This is a genomic window from Pedobacter lithocola, assembly GCF_042650845.1.
Taxonomy (GTDB): Bacteria; Bacteroidota; Bacteroidia; order Sphingobacteriales; family Sphingobacteriaceae; genus Pedobacter; species Pedobacter lithocola.
In genome coordinates this window covers 360,351-378,927 of sequence record NZ_JBHSBW010000013.1, presented here as the reverse complement: position 1 = coordinate 378,927, position 18,577 = coordinate 360,351, and the positions used below count along the sequence as shown (strand labels likewise).

At 33.9% G+C, this 18,577-nt stretch carries 17 protein-coding genes and 5 tRNA genes; 21 read left to right on the top strand and 1 reads right to left on the bottom strand.

Going from position 1 to position 18,577, the window contains the following annotated elements:
* Window positions 1–84 precede the first annotated feature (84 nt).
* Both ACFOWA_RS15660 and ACFOWA_RS15655 read left to right on the top strand, forming a co-directional pair.
* On the top strand, window positions 85–897 hold the full coding sequence (locus ACFOWA_RS15660) for a ComEA family DNA-binding protein (protein WP_378986756.1): 813 nt from the start codon (window positions 85–87) through the stop codon (window positions 895–897).
* Between the two features lie 268 nt (window positions 898–1,165).
* Window positions 1,166–2,320 carry an acyl-CoA dehydrogenase family protein gene (locus tag ACFOWA_RS15655; RefSeq protein WP_378986754.1) on the top strand — a complete coding sequence of 385 codons (1,155 nt, stop codon included), beginning with the start codon at window positions 1,166–1,168 and terminating at the stop codon, window positions 2,318–2,320.
* A gap of 187 nt (window positions 2,321–2,507) precedes the next feature.
* Here the strand turns inward: ACFOWA_RS15655 and ACFOWA_RS15650 are convergent, their stop codons facing one another.
* Window positions 2,508–2,894 carry a hypothetical protein gene (locus ACFOWA_RS15650; RefSeq protein WP_378986752.1) on the bottom strand — a complete coding sequence of 129 codons (387 nt, stop codon included), beginning with the start codon at window positions 2,892–2,894 and terminating at the stop codon, window positions 2,508–2,510.
* Between the two features lie 594 nt (window positions 2,895–3,488).
* On the opposite strand from ACFOWA_RS15650, the gene ACFOWA_RS15645 reads away from it, so the two are divergent.
* From ACFOWA_RS15645 to rplA, 19 genes are all read left to right on the top strand, one after another.
* Entirely contained in the window at window positions 3,489–6,620 is a 3,132-nt protein-coding gene (locus tag ACFOWA_RS15645) for a SusC/RagA family TonB-linked outer membrane protein (RefSeq protein WP_378986750.1), read from the top strand.
* Window positions 6,621–6,630: 10 nt separating this feature from the next.
* Window positions 6,631–8,082 carry a RagB/SusD family nutrient uptake outer membrane protein gene (locus tag ACFOWA_RS15640; RefSeq protein ID WP_378986748.1) on the top strand — a complete coding sequence of 484 codons (1,452 nt, stop codon included), beginning with the start codon at window positions 6,631–6,633 and terminating at the stop codon, window positions 8,080–8,082.
* A 183-nt stretch (window positions 8,083–8,265) separates the two neighbouring features.
* On the top strand, window positions 8,266–8,460 hold the full coding sequence (gene rpsU, locus ACFOWA_RS15635; RefSeq protein WP_378986747.1) for a 30S ribosomal protein S21: 195 nt from the start codon (window positions 8,266–8,268) through the stop codon (window positions 8,458–8,460).
* Between the two features lie 140 nt (window positions 8,461–8,600).
* The gene (locus ACFOWA_RS15630; protein WP_378986745.1) at window positions 8,601–9,485 is read left to right on the top strand and encodes a tyrosine-type recombinase/integrase; all 885 of its coding nucleotides are present in this window, start codon (window positions 8,601–8,603) and stop codon (window positions 9,483–9,485) included.
* Window positions 9,486–9,499: 14 nt separating this feature from the next.
* A complete protein-coding gene (hpf, locus tag ACFOWA_RS15625; RefSeq protein WP_378986743.1) occupies window positions 9,500–9,847 on the top strand; it encodes a ribosome hibernation-promoting factor, HPF/YfiA family in 348 nt (115 codons plus the stop codon).
* Window positions 9,848–10,077: 230 nt separating this feature from the next.
* Window positions 10,078–10,150: transfer RNA gene (locus ACFOWA_RS15620), tRNA-Thr, on the top strand.
* 81 nt (window positions 10,151–10,231) lie between these two features.
* Window positions 10,232–10,314: transfer RNA gene (locus tag ACFOWA_RS15615), tRNA-Tyr, on the top strand.
* A gap of 68 nt (window positions 10,315–10,382) precedes the next feature.
* Window positions 10,383–10,455: transfer RNA gene (locus tag ACFOWA_RS15610), tRNA-Gly, on the top strand.
* An 87-nt stretch (window positions 10,456–10,542) separates the two neighbouring features.
* A tRNA-Thr gene (locus ACFOWA_RS15605) sits at window positions 10,543–10,614 on the top strand.
* Window positions 10,615–10,738: 124 nt separating this feature from the next.
* A complete protein-coding gene (tuf, locus tag ACFOWA_RS15600) occupies window positions 10,739–11,926 on the top strand; it encodes an elongation factor Tu (protein WP_123205454.1) in 1,188 nt (395 codons plus the stop codon).
* Window positions 11,927–12,029: 103 nt separating this feature from the next.
* Window positions 12,030–12,100 (top strand) — tRNA-Trp (locus ACFOWA_RS15595).
* Window positions 12,101–12,206: 106 nt separating this feature from the next.
* Window positions 12,207–12,404, top strand: a complete 198-nt coding sequence (gene secE / locus ACFOWA_RS15590) for a preprotein translocase subunit SecE (RefSeq protein ID WP_056092816.1) — start codon at window positions 12,207–12,209, stop codon at window positions 12,402–12,404.
* A 7-nt stretch (window positions 12,405–12,411) separates the two neighbouring features.
* Window positions 12,412–12,954, top strand: coding sequence for a transcription termination/antitermination protein NusG (gene nusG / locus ACFOWA_RS15585; RefSeq protein ID WP_056092813.1), 543 nt, complete (start codon window positions 12,412–12,414; stop codon window positions 12,952–12,954).
* A 192-nt stretch (window positions 12,955–13,146) separates the two neighbouring features.
* Window positions 13,147–13,509: a hypothetical protein gene (locus ACFOWA_RS15580; protein WP_378986741.1), complete on the top strand. Its 363-nt coding sequence runs from the start codon at window positions 13,147–13,149 to the stop codon at window positions 13,507–13,509.
* A 23-nt stretch (window positions 13,510–13,532) separates the two neighbouring features.
* Window positions 13,533–14,696 (top strand): hypothetical protein, encoded by a 1,164-nt coding sequence (locus ACFOWA_RS15575; protein WP_378986739.1) that lies wholly within the window; start codon window positions 13,533–13,535, stop codon window positions 14,694–14,696.
* 4 nt (window positions 14,697–14,700) lie between these two features.
* Window positions 14,701–15,174, top strand: coding sequence for a hypothetical protein (locus tag ACFOWA_RS15570; RefSeq protein ID WP_378986737.1), 474 nt, complete (start codon window positions 14,701–14,703; stop codon window positions 15,172–15,174).
* A gap of 1,422 nt (window positions 15,175–16,596) precedes the next feature.
* On the top strand, window positions 16,597–17,214 hold the full coding sequence (locus ACFOWA_RS15565) for a hypothetical protein (RefSeq protein WP_378986736.1): 618 nt from the start codon (window positions 16,597–16,599) through the stop codon (window positions 17,212–17,214).
* A gap of 200 nt (window positions 17,215–17,414) precedes the next feature.
* Window positions 17,415–17,858, top strand: coding sequence for a 50S ribosomal protein L11 (rplK, locus tag ACFOWA_RS15560; protein ID WP_010601094.1), 444 nt, complete (start codon window positions 17,415–17,417; stop codon window positions 17,856–17,858).
* 19 nt (window positions 17,859–17,877) lie between these two features.
* Window positions 17,878–18,576: a 50S ribosomal protein L1 gene (rplA, locus tag ACFOWA_RS15555; protein WP_123205453.1), complete on the top strand. Its 699-nt coding sequence runs from the start codon at window positions 17,878–17,880 to the stop codon at window positions 18,574–18,576.
* Window position 18,577: the final 1 nt, after the last annotated feature.

Below are 18,577 nucleotides of genomic sequence, written 5' to 3'. Positions count from 1 at the left end.
ATTTGGCTAAACAAACACTTTGATTTTAGTAAGGGAGAATTTAACGGGTTGTTATTTCTTATTATAATTATTGTGCTGTTGAAAGTGACGCCAATATTAATAGCCTCATATACACCTGTAGAAAAGGATGATTCAAGCCTATTGGCTTCGATTCAAAAGATTACCATCTCTGATGAGCAAAAATTTCAATACAATAGGGATAGAATAGAAAATACTACTAATAAAAAGACTACATCAAAACTATTTAAATTCGATCCCAATACAATTGATGCTGCTGGTTGGGAAACATTGGGTCTATCTCCAAAACAGGCTCAGTCTATTGTGAATTATCGAAATAAGGGCGGCAAGTTTTATAAAGCTGAAGATTTGAAAAGGATGTACACGATTTCGCCTGAAATGTATAACAAACTATTACCTTATGTTGATATTGAAAACAAAGGTGGAACATTTGAAAAGAATGACTTTCAATACGAGAAGCAGGAATATGTAAAGCGAGCGCCAGTTGTTATAGAAATAAACCAAGCAGATTCTGCAGGTCTCGACCAAATTAAAGGCATCGGACCAGCTTTTGCCACCCGAATTCTAAAGTATCGGGAGCGGTTAGGCGGCTTTTATAAAAAGGAGCAACTTATGGAAGTTTATGGTTTAGATTCGATAAAGTTTAATGAAATTAAAGATCAGGTGTTAATTAATCCATCGGCGATAAGAACCATAAATATTAATACTGCTGATTTTAATTCACTAAAATCTTCTCCTTATTTGTCTTACAAACAAATCAATGCAATTATTCAGTATAGAAAACAACATGGAAATTATAAAAGTGCAAACGATTTAAAGAAAGTAGCAATACTTACACCGCAAGTTGTAGATAAACTAACACCGTACTTATCATTTTAAGAATATGCTAGCGATGTTTTAATACAACTATTGGATTTGCATTAAATCTTCATTTGGCTGCAAAACTCACTCCATTAAGGTTTAATGTAATATTTTCTTAAAATTAAATTAATTTGCTTTTTTAAGTTTTATCAATGTTTAAAATTAAAATTCAAACTAATTGAACCAAATACCATTTCGTTCTGCAATTTGACGAATATTTTATGGTAAATAACTATAAAATAATTGTTTATCATTGCCGCTTCTAACCATAAAAAATAAATAATTAATGGGCGTAAGCTATAATTTTTCAGAAACAGAAACACAGGTAAATGTTAAGGCAATGGTAAAAGATTTTGCCGAGAAACACATTCGTCCGAATATAATGGAATGGGATGAGGCACAAACTTTCCCCGTAGAGTTGTTTAAGCAATTGGGAGAACTTGGGCTGATGGGTGTTTTAGTTCCCGAAGAATATGGTGGTTCTGGTTTGGGATACCAGGAGTATGTTGATGTAATAGTAGAAGTATCCAGAGTTTGTGGCTCAATTGGATTATCAGTAGCAGCACATAATTCTTTATGTACCGGGCATATTTTAGCTTTTGGTAACGAAGAGCAAAAACAGAAGTGGTTGCCAAAATTAGCAACTGCCGAATGGATTGGTGCATGGGGTTTAACTGAAGCCAACACAGGTTCGGATGCTTTAAGAATGATGACTACCGCTGTTGAAGATGGCGATGATTATATTATTAACGGTGCAAAGAACTGGATTACACATGGCAAAAGCGGTGATGTAGCTGTAGTTATGGTGCGTACCGGCGAGCAGGGAAGTTCGAAAGGGATTTCTGCAATAGTTGTAGAGCGTGGTACACCAGGTTTTTCTGCTGGTAAGAAAGAGAATAAACTGGGCATGAGAGCATCAGAAACTACAGAAATGATTTTTGATAATTGCCGTGTACCGAAAGCAAATTTGCTTGGCAGTGTTGGCGATGGCTTTAAGCAGGCAATGAAAATTTTAGATGGTGGAAGGATTTCTATCGCTGCATTAGGTTTAGGTATTGCAAAAGGTGCATTTGATGCCTCGGTTTCTTACTCAAAACAACGTCAGCAGTTCGGACAACCAATTTCTAGCTTTCAGGCTATTAGTTTTAAGCTTGCAGATATGGCAACTGATATTGAAGCGGCAGAATTATTAATACGCCAGGCAGCAGATTTGAAAAACAGGCATTTACCGATGACTAAAGAATCGGCTATGGCTAAGTATTTTTCATCAGAAGTGGCCGTTAGGGTTTCAACAGAAGCTGTTCAGATTTTTGGAGGATACGGCTACACGAAAGATTTTCCTGTGGAGAAGTTTTATCGTGATAGTAAATTATGTACAATAGGCGAAGGCACATCAGAAATACAAAAGATTGTTATCGCCAGAGAAATACTATCAAAATAGGGAGGTGTAAAGTAGAAAGTTTGACGCTTTATGCATTAAACCTTAAATTTTATTAAAAACCAAATATATTATGAGCAATCCGGATGGCTTAAAAGCCTCCGGATTTTTTTATGTCTTTTTATTTCAGAAAAATTATTAGCGATAGTGATTGTTTATAAGCTGAAAACGAAGAACGTTTGACTAAAAACTATTGTGGCATGTCTTTAGAAGAAACAATTTTATCTACAACATATACAGAAAATCCTCTCCATGGCAATGTACTTTTATATTCTTTGTAATGAAGTTCGTAGAATTTACCGCTATTTGCCATCATTTTATTTGCTATTTCTTCATTTGCAATAGAAAATTCAAATTCATTATTTTGAAGTGTACCTGTTTGTCTGGATTTTATACCGCTTTGGATTAATTTACCTTCATAGGTTTTGAATAAGTACCCTTTCTTTACCACATAATTTAATTCACCTGCTTTAACTCCCTCCCCAAAAACGAAGAAGTATCTATAATAAGCTAGGGCAGCAACTATTAGTATTGCTATAACTATAATAATTGAGATTGTTTTTTTACCTGTAGTCATTTTGTTATTTATTGATTTTTATTTAAATGTAATAAAACAAAGTATAAAGTTGTTTTAAAAAAACCAATAATTTTTACTGATTACTGATTATTTATTTTTTGCATGCTTTTTATGCAGATTTAAAGATTTTCGCTTGATTTTTTTAGCTTTTAACCAAATTTATCAATGAATTGTACTGTTTAGCATATTATTTTGCGTTAAAAAGTAAATTAGTATTATTTTTATTGATTTTAAGTGTAAAAACGAAATGACTATTTGCTTAAAATCGAGATATGGTAGATTTAATGTTCAATATTTATTAATTAAATATAATTTTTATTTTTTTTTATGATTTTTATTTTGTTTTTTTATAAAATCAAAAACTAAACAAACTTATTCTAATACTTTTCTTATAATTTAATTGCGTATTAATACTTTTTTGTCAAAAAAATTATATTTTTTGAATTAGAATAACCAAAAAATCAGACCCGGAGTGAATTTTCTTGAAGTCAAAGCTTTTTAATGGGCTTTTATTGATTTTTTTTTAGGATTGATATTATATATAATACGATTTCCTCACTAATAATTAATCAAATTACCCTAAAACTAAAAAGTATGAAAGAAAAACTACTCGTTTTGTTCCTTCTAATTGTGTTAAGCATTTCCGTGCAAGCACAACAAAAGAAGATTACAGGAAAAGTAACATCAACAAAAGATGGACTTCCTCTCCCCGGTGTTTCTGTTATTGTTCCTGGTGCAAGAATAGCAGCACAAACAGGTGCAGATGGTATCTATAATATTGCTGTACCAAATAATACAAATTCATTAACATTTCGTTTTCTAGGTTATGTAAGTAAAACAGTTTCGGTTTCATCATCTGGAACGGTCAATGCAGCAATGGATGAAGATAGTAATACCTTAAATGATGTTGTTGTTACAGGTTATGGCACTGTAAAAAAACGCGATTTGGTTGGTTCCATTACTTCAATAAGAGGTGAGCAAGTAGCAAACAAGCCAGTACAAAGCTTCGACCAAGCTTTAGGAGGTAAAGCAGCGGGTGTTCAGATTTCTATTCCAAATGGAGTATTAAATAATCCGCCAGTATTTCGTATTCGAGGTACCAATTCAATCTCTTTGAGTTCATATCCATTAATTGTTATTGATGGTATAGCAACATTTACTGGTGATGCCAGCGGTACAAATGCTGCAGGAAATGCTTTAGCAAGTATTAATCCTAATGATATCGAAACTATGGATATTTTAAAGGATGCGTCAGCAACCGCAATATATGGTAGTCGTGCTGCTAATGGAGTTGTTGTTATTACAACTAAAAAAGGTAAAACAGGTAGAGCAGTTGTAACTTATGATGGCTGGGCAGGTTTAACCAACGTACAAAGATTGCCAGATATTTTAGATGCATTCCAATACACCGATATTAAAAATGAAGGTTTGAGAAATGCAGGCACGTACAATGCCGCTACAAATGCTTATGCATTAACTAATGGACCAGATGGACAACCTATTAACACCAATTGGTACGACTACGCATATCGTCAGGGTGTATCATATAGTAATTCATTAAGCGTATCAGGTGGTTCCGAATCAACAACATATTATATGTCTGTTAATTATACTAATCAACAAGGTATCATTGTAAAAAATGATTACAAAAGATTGGGAGCCATTTTTAATGTAGATCATAAAATAAGTAAAACATTAAGTATTGGTGCAAAATTGCAATATGCAAATGAAGATAATCTTGCTGTTATCAGTTCAGGATCGTTAAATGGACAAGCGTTTGGAACCGCCGGTCTTGGTCGTGTAGCATTGGTAAATGCACCTAACGTTTCGCCTTATTCCAATTCTGGTGGTTATAATTTAAGTGGTAATAACCTAGGGATAATGAATAACAAGGTGTCTCAGGTTGGTTTTTACAATCCTGTAGTTCAGATAGATTTAGACAGATCTTACAATTACTTAAATAGAATTCAGTCAAATGCTTATGTACAATACAAGCCAATATCTTGGGTAACATTGAGAAGCGTTTATGGTATTGATTATCTGTATTCAACAAATGATACTTTTGCCAATCCAATAAATGGTGATGGCTTCGCCGCAGTAGGTTCTGCAGGTTTAAGTTACAGTCAGAATAAACGATCAGTTTGGACAACTACGGCACAAGCTGATAAAACGTTTAATGATGCACACAGTTTCTCTTTATTGTTAGGAACAGAACAACAAAGAACCCTTTCTCGCTCATTTGGTGCGGGCAGAACCGGATTATCTGATTTGGCATTTAATGATTTTACCGCAGGTTATACCCAATTCTCAAATACTGGTGGATATGGTGAAAATTATTTGGTATCATTTTTCGGTCGTTTAAATTACGACTTTAAAAAGAAGTACATTATTAATGGTACACTTCGTCAAGATGAATATTCGGCATTCGGACCTGATAAAAAGGCTGGTATATTTTACAGCGTTGGTTTGGGCTATGAAATAGCTCAAGAAGATTTTTGGAAAGATAGTAGTATAGGTAAATTATTCAGCAGTTTCCGTTTCAGAGGAAGTTATGGAGAAGTAGGAAACTTTTCGGGCTTAGGCGATTATGCGCCAAACTCCTATTACGGAAACGGTTTGTTTGGAGGAGCACCTACATTAAATTTTTCACAAGCAGGAAACAGAGAGATAGGCTGGGAGACAAGTAAAAAACTTGATGTGGGTATCAATTTTGGTATTCTCAATGATAAAATTACTTTCGAAACAGCTTATTATAAAAATGATATAGATGGATTAATTTACAATGTACCTCAAGCACCATCGTCTGGTTTGCCAAATTCTCCTCAGTCAAATATTGGTTCAATGTATAATCAAGGTTACGAATTTACTGTAAATGCTCAGGCAATAAATACCAAAGATTTTAGTTGGACACCATCCTTTAACTTCACATATAATAAGAATTTAATTACCTCACTTACACCAACTATTGATCAGTTTACATCGGCAACTTCAGGTTTAGAAACAGCAAGTATTTCTAAAGTTGGTACATCACTAGGGATGATTTACGTAGTTACAACTGCCGGAGTAGATCCTGCAACAGGAAGACGGATTTTTGTAAGTGCTAATGGAAGAAAAATGCTTTACGACCATAGTTCGCCAGTTGCAAGTCGTTGGAGGTATGAGGATGGCACAATTGCGCCTGGTATCAGCTCAACAGATCAGCAGATTTATGGTAATTCTCAGCCTAAATTTTATGGAGGTTTTATCAATAGCTTTAAATATAAAAACATTGATTTGGGAATGACCATTACGTATCAAGCAGGTTTTTATATTTACAATGGAACTCAGGCTTCTATTATGGATCAGCGTTTTTGGAATAACTCTGTAGATATTTTAAACCGTTGGACTACACCAGGACAAATAACTTCTGTACCAAGAGTTGTAGCAGGAGATAATATGTCTAACGGTTCTGCCGTGCCATTAGATATCAATGTTTATAAAGGCGATTTTGTTAAATTAAGAGAAATTTCTTTAGGCTACACGCTCCCAAATAGTTTGTTAGCTAAATTAAAAATAACTAGTGCCAGAATATACCTAAGCGGTCAAAATTTACTAATTCTTACAAAATACAACGGTACCGACCCTGAAGTTTCATCAAATGGAGGTGCTAATGGCGCTCAAGGTATCGAGCGTAATTCAGTGGCTAGCGGTAGAGTATTTACGGCAGGATTAAATTTCAAATTTTAAGATGAATAACATGAAAAGAAAAATTATATATACTCTTGCCCTGGTTGCCATCTTTGCAACTTCATGTAGAAAAGAGTCAAATTTAAATCCTGTTTCTCTAAATGCTGTTGATATTGATGCGGCTTTTAGTACACCAGAAAGAATTAAAGCACAGATATTAGGAATTTATTCTGGATTAAAAGCAGGCGATTTTTACGGTGGTAGATACATTGTTTACAATGAAGTTAGAGCAGATAATTACATCAACCTTACCACAAATTCAGTAACAGCCTATCAGGTTTGGAATTTTACATCATCCAATAATTCACAAGAAATTACTGGTCTTTGGGCTGCAGCATATTCAGTTATAAACCGCTGTAATTTATTAATTGATGGTATGGCAAAAACTGGCGCAGCAACAGTGGGAACAGCACTTGCCGCTAACTACGTTGCAGAGGCTAAGATGGTAAGAGCTATAGCTTATTATAGTTTGTTGCAATTATATGCCAGGCCATATTATGATGGAAACGGTAGTAAGCCCGGAGTTCCATTAAGATTAACAGGTAATTCTGTAGCCGGCGATTATGATTTAGCCCGTAGTACGGTAGCACAGGTATACACTCAAATATTATCTGATTTAAATGATGCGGAAACAGGTTTGCCTTTAAATTATGCAACAGCTTATGATAATACAATACGCGGTCATCGTAATACGGCAATTGCATTTAAAACAAGAGTTTACCTTAGCATGCAGCGTTACGCTGACGTAATAACAGAAGCAAATAAAATTGTTAGTGCTAATGCACCATACACTGCATCTACTGGAGTCGCCCATGCCCTTCAGGCTAATGTTGCGAATGTATTTAAAGCACCATACACAACAACAGAATCTATTTTATCATCACCAATGAATGCTGCTACCGATGTTGTAGGTGGACAAACAGCATTGGGCTCTTACTTCTTTTCCATCAGAGAATTTAAATTAAATGATGCAGGAATTATTGCAGATGCAGAATGGAAAGCAACCGATGCGAGGAGAGGATTGATTGGTACAGCAACTATAAGTGGCGTATCAAGTAAGCTTATGGGTAAATTTGCTACACCATCACCATATATCGATTATGTTCCTGTGATTCGTTATGCAGAAGTATTATTGAGCCTAGGTGAAGCAATTGCGAGAAGTACTAATTCGGTAGATGCAAGAGCTATTAGTTTATTAAATGCAGTAAGACAACGTTCTGATGCAACTACTACATTTACTGCTGCAAATTTCGTTACTCCGCAAGCACTTATAAATGCGTTCTTAAAAGAAAGAAATATAGAACTTTTAGGAGAAGGTTTAAGAAGTCCAGATTTGTTGAGATTGGGTTTAGACTTACCTGCAAAAGGAACTGTTTCTGCTGTACCGGCAAGTGATAGAAGGTATATCTTTCCTATATCACAATCAGAACTTTTATACAATAGATTAATGACAGATAATTAAATAGCATATCCATTTAAAAAATAATGCCTCGAATATTTCGGGGCATTTTTTGTCTTTATAATTTTTATTGAGACATAAAACTATTTAATAAAAAATCTTTCTCATTTTCAATAATTTACTTACATTTGCATCCCTTACAATAAGGACAATTTAAAAAACCACGAGAGGAGGTATTTCAGCGTTATGATCATTATCAACATTAAAGACGGCGAATCATTAGATAAAGCCCTTAAACGTTTCAAGAAAAAGTTTGAGAAAACTGGTGTATTGAGAGAATTACGTAGCCGTCAGGCATACGAGAAAAAATCTGTGGCCCGTCGTACTGAAATTAAACATGCTGTTTACATTCAAAACATGAATTTAGATGCAACTGTATAGTTGTTTAAAATATAAATTTAATTAATGCCTTCAGGATTTTTCCTGAAGGCATTTTTTTTTGAAAAAATTTGTTGTTAATAATTTCTTAATATTAAAACTATTAGTAACTTCAATCTAAGTGCAGGATTAATATATACTACATGTTAATTAATAGTTTTCTTACATATCTATCTCACGAGAAACGCTCATCTGCGCATACCATAACTGCTTACGAAGCAGATTTAAATCAGTTTAAGATCTTTCTGGAAAAGGAAATCGATTTGGATTTTCTATCTGTTAAGCACACACACATCAGGAGTTTCATGGTTCATTTATTGGAAGATAAATCAATAGAGAGTACCATTAATCGAAAAATTTCAGCCTTAAGAAGCTTTTATAAGTTTTTACATCGCGAAGGTAAAATTTCTCAAAATCCTATGCTATTAATTAAGGCACCAAAAATTCCAAAGCGGTTGCCAAATTTTGTCGGTTCGCAGAAATTAGATAGTTTGTTAGATTCTGACGTTCATTTTGATGATAGTTTTAATTCGGTGAGAGACCATCTGGTTATTGAATTATTGTTTGGTACCGGTATGCGTTTGGATGAACTTGTACAGCTTAAAGAAACGGATGTAGATTTTTATTCTGGTACACTAAAGGTTTTAGGAAAAAGGAATAAAGAAAGAATAATTCCAATAAATAAACAGCTTATTAATCAGTTAAGTACCTATATTGAACTAAAAAAGTTGCAAAACTTTGGCAACATACAGCCCCATTTAATCGTTACAAACAAAGGAACAAAAGCATACCCGAAGCTGATATATCGGATTGTGAGTTCTAATTTAGCATTGGTTTCTACTAATATAAAAAAGAGCCCACATGTATTGCGACACAGCTATGCAACTAGTTTATTAAATGCTGGTGCTGACTTAAATGCCATAAAACAATTATTAGGGCATGCAAGTTTAGCCGCCACACAGGTTTACACACACAATTCAATCGAAAGATTAAAGTCAATTTATAAACAAGCCCATCCAAAGGCATAAAAAAAGGAGGAAAAATGAAAATCGGAGTTCAATCAATCCACTTCAGTGCAGACAGTAAATTGTTAGATTTTATACAGAAGAAGGCTAATAAGCTCGATCAGTTTTTTGACCAGATAATTAGTGGTGAAGTGTATTTAAAGCTAGAGAATGTAGATAACGAGGCTAATAAAGTAAGTGAGATAAAACTTATTGTACCGGGTGGAACTTTATTTGCTAAAGAACAATGTAAATCATTTGAGGAAGCAACAGATTTAGCAATTGAATCATTAAGGAAGCAAATTACCAAGCATAAAGAAAAAACAAGAAAAAAAATAAGTGAACAAAAATCAGTATTAATCGAAAGCGAAATATCTGATTACTAAGCAACTATTTCTTTTAAAATTATATTAAAAATAAGCAGGTTTATAAGCCTGCTTATTTTTTTTTAAAATTATTTTGAATAGAAATATAATTGTGTAGATTTGCATTCCAATTCGGAAAGGGGGTTTCCTCAAATAAAGAAGTGGATTGTTCTGTGAAAGTTTAATATTTTGTAAAATACCCATTTAATTGATTGAAAAATCAGTTTTTTAGGCATAGAACATTTAAAAAAGCCTCCTTAGCTCAGCTGGTAGAGCAACTGACTTGTAATCAGTAGGTCATTGGTTCGATTCCGATAGGAGGCTCTTTTTTATTTTAGATTACAGATTAACAATTGCGGATTGAAAAGTCTTATATTGTAAATCTCGGTTTTAAAATAAAAAGATGGGGAGATTCCAGAGCGGCCAAATGGGACAGACTGTAACTCTGTTATCGCAAGATTTCGAAGGTTCGAATCCTTCTCTCCCCACAATTGATTTTAGATTTTAGATTAACGATTTTAGATTAAATCGTAAATCATCAATCCTAAATTAAAAAGCGGAAGTAGCTCAGTTGGTAGAGCGATAGCCTTCCAAGCTATAGGTCGCGAGTTCGAACCTCGTCTTCCGCTCTTGGAAGTTCATTAGAAATTAGTTCAATGGTTCTATCATAGCCAAATGAACTGCTTAACAAATGAACTAATGAGCTGAAATAAAAAGCCGACTTAGCTCAGCGGTAGAGCACTTCCTTGGTAAGGAAGAGGTCATGGGTTCAATTCCCATAGTTGGCTCAGGTAAATTAAGCTTTGTTAAATCTGTAATAAACAGAATGGGCAAGGTTTTTTTGTGTTGCATTGCATCAAAACAATAAATAAAAATAATAAAAAGTTAACCTACTAATTAGTTATAAATAAAATGGCAAAAGAAAAATTTGACCGTAGTAAACCGCACTTAAACATCGGTACCATCGGTCACGTCGATCACGGTAAAACAACTTTAACAGCAGCTATTACAAAAGTTTTAGCTGATGCAGGTTTATCTGAGGCACGTTCATTCGATTCAATTGACTCAGCTCCTGAGGAAAAAGAAAGAGGTATTACTATTAATACTGCGCACGTTGAGTATTCAACTGCAAACCGTCACTACGCACACGTAGATTGTCCAGGTCACGCGGATTATGTTAAAAACATGGTTACAGGTGCGGCTCAAATGGATGGTGCTATTATCGTTGTTGCTGCTACTGATGGTCCAATGCCACAAACTCGTGAGCACATCTTATTGGCTCGTCAGGTTGGTGTACCTTCATTAGTTGTATTCATGAACAAAGTGGATATGGTTGATGATCCTGAATTATTAGAATTAGTAGAAATGGAAGTTCGTGAATTATTATCGTTCTACGATTTCCCTGGTGATGATATTCCTGTTATTCAAGGTTCTGCTTTAGGTGGTTTGAACGGTGATGCTAAATGGGTTGGAAAAATTATGGAATTAATGGATGCTGTAGATAGCTACATTCCAATTCCTCCACGTTTAACTGAACTTCCATTCTTAATGCCTGTTGAAGATGTATTCTCGATCACTGGTCGTGGTACTGTTGCAACTGGTCGTATTGAGCGTGGTGTAATCAACTCTGGTGATCCAGTTGAAATCTTAGGTATGGGTGCTGAGAACTTAAAATCTACAGTTACTGGTGTTGAGATGTTCCGTAAAATTTTAGATTACGGTGAAGCTGGTGATAACGTTGGTTTATTATTACGTGGTATTGAGAAAACTGATATCCGTCGTGGTATGGTAATCTGTAAACCAGGTTCAGTAACTCCACACACTGATTTCAAAGCTGAAATCTATGTATTATCAAAAGCAGAAGGTGGTCGTCACACTCCATTCTTCAACAAATACCGTCCACAATTCTATTTCCGTACAACAGATGTTACTGGTGAAATTTCATTAGCAGAAGGTACTGAAATGGTAATGCCAGGTGATAACGTTACAATTTCTGTGAAATTGATCAACGCAATCGCAATGGAAAAAGGTTTACGTTTCGCAATCCGTGAGGGTGGTAGAACTGTAGGTGCTGGTCAGGTAACTGAAATTGTAAAATAAAAATAGGGAAAGCTTAAGGCAAAAAGCTGAAAGTTTTCCTGAATAAAGTTATAAGCATAAAGCAACAGGTTTAACCCATTAGCCTTATGCTTTTAACTTCTACACGGGAATAGTTCAACGGTAGAATAGAGGTCTCCAAAACCTTTGATCAGGGTTCGAATCCTTGTTCCCGTGCTTAAATAATGTTTGATTTTTTAATGAATGAATGATTGAATTTGAAGGGTTAACTTCATATATATTATTCACTCATTTTCTCATTCTCTCATTCAATAATTTTGATATGGCTAAAGTAGTTCAATTTATAAAAGAATCGTACGATGAAATGACTCAGAAGGTAACATGGCCTACCTGGGGAGAACTTCAGAATTCTGCAGTTCTTGTTTTAGTAGCCTCTTTAATTATTGCACTAATTATATTTGCAATGGATAAAGGTTCAGTTTTCGTTTTAGATACTTTTTACAAATCACTTTCTAACTAATATACTAATGAGCGATCTTTTAAAGTGGTATGTAGTAAGAGCTGTAAGCGGTAAAGAAAAAAAGGTAAAACAGTACATTGATGCTGAAATTAGTCGTTTAGGTTTTTCACATTTGGTTCCTCAGGTTTTAATACCTATGGAGAAGTATTACCAAATGAAAGATGGAAAGAAAATTGCAAAAGAACGTAATTTTTATCCTGGATATGTATTAATCGAAGCAACTTTAGATGGTGAATTAGAGCACATCATAAAAGGAATAAATAGTGTTATCGGATTTTTAGGCGATAAAGCTGGTAATCCAATCCCAATGCGCCAGGCAGAAGTTAACCGTATTCTAGGTAAGGTTGATGAAATGAGTGAGCAAGGTGAGATGATGAATGTGCCTTTCTACGTTGGCGAAAACATCAAAGTTATGGATGGACCTTTTAATGGGTTTACCGGAGTTATTGAAGAAGTTAACGAAGAGAAGAAAAAATTAAAAGTTATGGTTAAGATTTTCGGCCGTAAAACGCCATTAGAACTTAACTATATGCAAGTAGAGAAAGAGTAGATAGATTTACGATTGTAGATTTCAGATTTTCATATAATATAAAAAGCTTTCCTAAAAAGGGAAAGCTTTTTTTGTTGCATCCATTTACTCTTTAAATGTATTTATGTATGATTAATTTGTAGTTTAAAATTTATTAGTATATTCGTTTACCTCACCTCTCAAATGATACTAATCATAAATCTAAATTAACATATGGAGAAAAATAACAACCTCGTAAAGCAACATTTACTTGCTTTAGTTTTATTGTTTACAGTAACAATTTACTCATGTAAAAAGGAAATCCATTCTGGCGAGTTGATAAATTCTGAAATACTTAAAGAAAATGCAGCTTTCAAAAAAAAAGGTTTCCAGATAACTACTGTAAGTTTTAATGGATTTAAATCAAAAATCAATCAATCAGCATTAGGAATACTTCAAAAACAGTTTGGTTTTTCCAATGCTCCTAAAAGAATAATGAGTATTGCATTGGCTGAAACCTACAAAGGTTTTGCTTTAATAACAGATAGTATCAAAATGATAACGGATGGAAATACGAAAAGCTATATTTTCCCGTAAAACTCAATAGTCCCATGTCCGTTATGTTTCAGAACTTAACAATCGTTGAGTCGCCTCAAGGAACCTCTGCATTTGTAACCTCGTATACTCCTACCATTAAGTGGATAAACAATTGGAAAGCAGGTAAACAAACTAAATTTGATGGCGAAGTTGTGGTGACACCAATTGATTTGGGTAATGGCTATGTACCTATTCCTGCTACACAACAACTTAGTAGCTTATTGAAAAATCAAAAATCAGGGTCATTAACTCCACTAGACAAATCGAGCTTAGCTGCCCCAGGTTGTACTGAGTACACTTTTATTTACTCTGAAGCTTATAAGTGCGGTTCTGGTAACCACTGGCCAGGAGATGCTAATTGTACACTTACTGGAGAAGGGGCTGCGGGTTATGCAAATATTTCCAGCACAATGACTATTTGTACTGGTGAAGGAAGTGGTGGTGGCGGAGGTACTACAACTCCAACACCAGACCCTAACTATAACCCATGCCCTGGAACTCCACCTACTATTGAATTTCGCGGTTTAAGAGGGGAGAGGTTAGCTGTTGCCGCTGGAACAACCCCTTGCGACTTACAACCATTGCCTCCTGCATCAGTAATTAATATAATTCGTAATGAAGTTAAAAATGCTTGCATAAAAAATGCGCTTAATCAAGCATTATCTAAAAATGCGGTTAATGAAATCAAAACACTGTTCTATGACGCTTTCGGTAGTAACAAAAATTATAATGTAGTATTTGCAGATGGTTCGCTTAATAACTATAGTCTTGACGCAAGAGCAAGAACAGAACCTGATGCTAATGGAATCATGACCTCAACCATAACCTTTAATAGCGATATAGCAGGCATACGATCAGAACAATATGCAGTGGCCACAGTTTATCACGAGATGGTGCATGCGGAGTTGAGAAAACTCTTTCCTCAAGATCCGCAAGGCAAGGTATTAGTGCCATCTCAACACGAATACATGGCACAAAATTTTGTTGATAAGATAATGGCTTCTCTTAAAAGTGTATTTCCTAATTTATCAGATACAGATGCTTGGGCATTATCATGGGGTGGTTTAAAACAAACTTCTTTTTTCGATTTACTTAGTGATGCCAATAAAACTATGATAGGGGAAACATTAATGAAATATAGTGACAAGGATAGATATGATAAACTAGGAACCTATTGTAATAACTAAAATTATGAAAAAATTATTATTTATAATCGTAATGTGTCTATCGTTAGTGCACTTTTCCTACGCACAAATGCTTGATATATCGAAATTGGGATTGCCAATAAGTGTTACAGACGAGTATCTGAATAATTTAATACCAAGAAAAGCCTTTATATATTCTATCAACATTGCCGTGAATAAATTGGGCATTATTGATTCTATCTATTTTTCCAAAACCGAGAATATAGACTTGGGAAAGGCAATAAACCTTGAAAAAATAAAAGCCACTATCATGTCAAATACTATTTTTTTTAAAAGGTATAAAAATTGTGTGGTTATAGCTCCCGTAATGATTATTAATTTGAATGATCAATTTATCAGTTTTCAAAATGAATTATTAAGGGAATGGAGCGCACTATTTCCTGATATACAAAAGTTTAAAAACAGGCGAATCGTATTATGTAAACCAATTAATAGATCATATATATTAGATTACGATTAATCAATATACTTTATTACTTAGTTCTGCTTATGTGGTTTAAAACAAATATTTTTTGATCTTTTAAGCAATGCCAATAAAACATTGGTAGGCGAAACATTAATGAAATATAGTGATAAGGATAGATACGATAAACTAGGTAGCTATTGTAACTAATTGTATAATTGGTTTAAAATTTAAAAATTATGGAAAAAAACATTAATGATTGGGTCGTTATTAATGATTGGGTTGTTATTGTTATTAATAACCCAATTTTGTTATGCGCAAATCGTCGATTTATCAAAGCAGAATCTGAAACTCGGTATTGGTTTCAAAGATGCATATATGAATAACACTTTTATAAAAAAGGCATTTATTTTTCTGTAAGTGTATCGGTAAATAAACTTGGTAAAGTAGATTCTATTTATTTTTCTAAAACTGAAGATGTAGAATTAAAAGATGCTATTAATTTATATAGAATTAGGAAATCAGTGCATGAAGAAAAAGCATTTTTAGTCGTTATAAAAACTGTGTGATTATTATACCTGTTATGGGTTTAAATTTAAATGATCAATACATTAGCAATCAACAATCTTTATTGCGTGAATAGGGGGGCTTTTTCCGGATGTAAATAAATTCAAAAATAAGCGAGTTATATTATGCAAGCCTATAAGCTTATGGTTGTAACAGATGTTGATTGAAAACGTTTATTTTTTAATTTTTTGAGTTCTGAACCTTAGGTATTATCGTCGGATGGTTTAACGTACTTCTTTTCTCGATTTATTTACTGATGAAAATAAATATTGATTGGTGAAATATTAATGAATATAACAGTAAAGTCAGCTATAATAAAGTAGGAACTTTTTGTAATTGACAAAATGATGACAAAACTAATATTTGCAACTTTTTCGATTTTATCAACAATGCAGTTGTCATTTGAACAAATTATGATGTGTCGAAATTGAAAATCGGTATTGACTTTAAAGATACATACACGCACAATGCTTTCATAAAAAAAACCTTTATTTTTCCTGTAACTGTTTCATTAGATGAATTCTTTTTATTTTTCTAAAAACTAAAAATGTAGAACTGAAAGATACTAATGGACTTTTGACAAATAGGAAAATCTGTCATTATTGAAAAGACATGTATAAGGCATACAAAAATTAGCGTTTTTATCATACCCATAATACCCCTAAATCTAAATGACCAATTTATTAGCAATAAAGGAATATTATTACAAGAATGGGAAGCTTCATTTCCAAATGTTAGCAAGTTTTAAAAATAGCGGTATTGTATTATGTAAGCCAGAAGTATCTAGTTTGTAGAAGATGTTAATTGAAATTACAGCAGGAGAGATTGCTTCAATTTCTGGAGCTTATAAACTTTCTACTAACGATCCAAGCAGTGCTGGATATACAAAAGGAAATAAAATTTGTAATTAATATGAAGCGATTTTTAGTTTTTTTTCTTGCTCAATTTTGGATTTTCTCTTGTTTTGCCCAAAAAGATAAAGTTCCTAATACTATGCATCAGTTTTTACAAAAGAATGCAGACAGTACCATTTTATATAATTTTTGCCCCAGCTTCCTTGAAGCCCGAAACTATTTAATAGTAAGTAAAAAAGGAGATACAATTTCGATATATACTTATGGCTCAAAATACATTAGAAATAGATTTAATCTTGTGCCAAAAGCATTTACAGATACTTTACAAAAGTTGCATAATTATAGGGCCTATATTGACAGTTACAAAATTGGCATTAATGTTTTTTTTGACACTAAATACATCTCCCGAAAGGATGCTAGAATTTTTTGGAATTCGTTATTGAAATTAGGCCCTTGGAAAATAAAAGATGATGATAGTGATGGTGGGGCGGGATGTACCATTGCTGAAATTAAGAAAGGGAAACCACGTAATTATGCTACTGATGGTGGAGGGATAAGTTTAGGTTTGATTACAAAAAATAACATCGAGTATTTACATTTTGACAACCCATGGTACTTTGAAAGTAAAGAAGGTTGTCCTGGTAGAAAAGGTAGAATAGCAATTATTGAAATTTAAAAATTGTTTAAAAATTATTTTAAAATGAATGGTGAGTGAAAATTTTAGTTAAAGAATAAATTTTGACTAATCTATTGTGCATCTGCAATATTATCCATATCTTTGCAGTCCTTTTGGTTTTGTATAGAACCGTCTAGGGAATTAAATGTTACATGCTTCCAATATTTAACATTGAGTTTTAAATAAACAAAAAACACAAAATGGCAAAAGAAGTCAGTGCAATGATCAAATTACAGATCAAAGGCGGAGCTGCAAATCCATCGCCACCAGTAGGACCTGCATTAGGTGCTAAAGGTGTTAACATCATGGAGTTTTGCAAACAGTACAACGCTCGTACCCAAGATAAAGCAGGTAAAGTATTGCCAGTTGTAATTACTGTTTATGCTGATAAGTCATTCGATTTCATCATCAAAACCCCTCCAGTAGCCATCCAGTTAAAAGATGCTACTAAATTACAGAGTGGTTCTGCTGAGCCAAACCGTAAGAAAGTTGGATCGGTGACCTGGGACCAGATTAAAGTTATTGCTGAAGATAAAATGCCTGATTTAAATGCATTTACAATCGAATCTGCAATGAGTATGGTTGCCGGTACAGCACGCAGTATGGGAATCACCGTTTCTGGTGACGCACCCTGGAATAATTAATTAAAAACAGTTTACAACAGTGGCGAAATTAACTAAAAATCAAAAAAAGGCACATGCTAAAATAGAAGCTGGTAAAGCTTATACTTTACAAGCTGCTGCTGCTTTGGTAAAAGAAATCACTACTACTAAATTCGATGCATCAGTTGATATTGATGTTTCTTTAGGTGTAGATCCGCGTAAAGCCAATCAAATGGTACGTGGTATTGCTACTTTACCACACGGAACAGGTAAAACTGTACGTGTTTTAGCTTTAGTAACTCCTGATAAGGAAGAAGAAGCAAAAGCAGCCGGCGCAGACTTCGTAGGTTTAGACGAATATGTGGCTAAAATTGAAGGTGGTTGGACCGATGTAGACATTATTATCACTACACCAGCTTGTATGGCTAAGGTAGGTAAATTAGGCCGTGTTTTAGGTCCAAGGAACTTAATGCCTAACCCAAAATCAGGTACAGTAACTAACGATGTTGGTAAAGCTGTAACTGAGGTAAAAGCAGGTAAAATTGATTTTAAAGTAGACAAAAGCGGTATTATACACGCTTCAATAGGGAAAGTATCATTCCCGGCAGATAAAATTTATGAAAATGCAATGGAGATTATCTCTGTAATTTCTAAATTGAAACCATCTGCTGCAAAAGGAACTTATTTTAAAAGCATTCACGTGTCTTCTACAATGAGTCCTGGAATTGCAATTGAAACCAAATCAGTAGCGGGGATTTAAT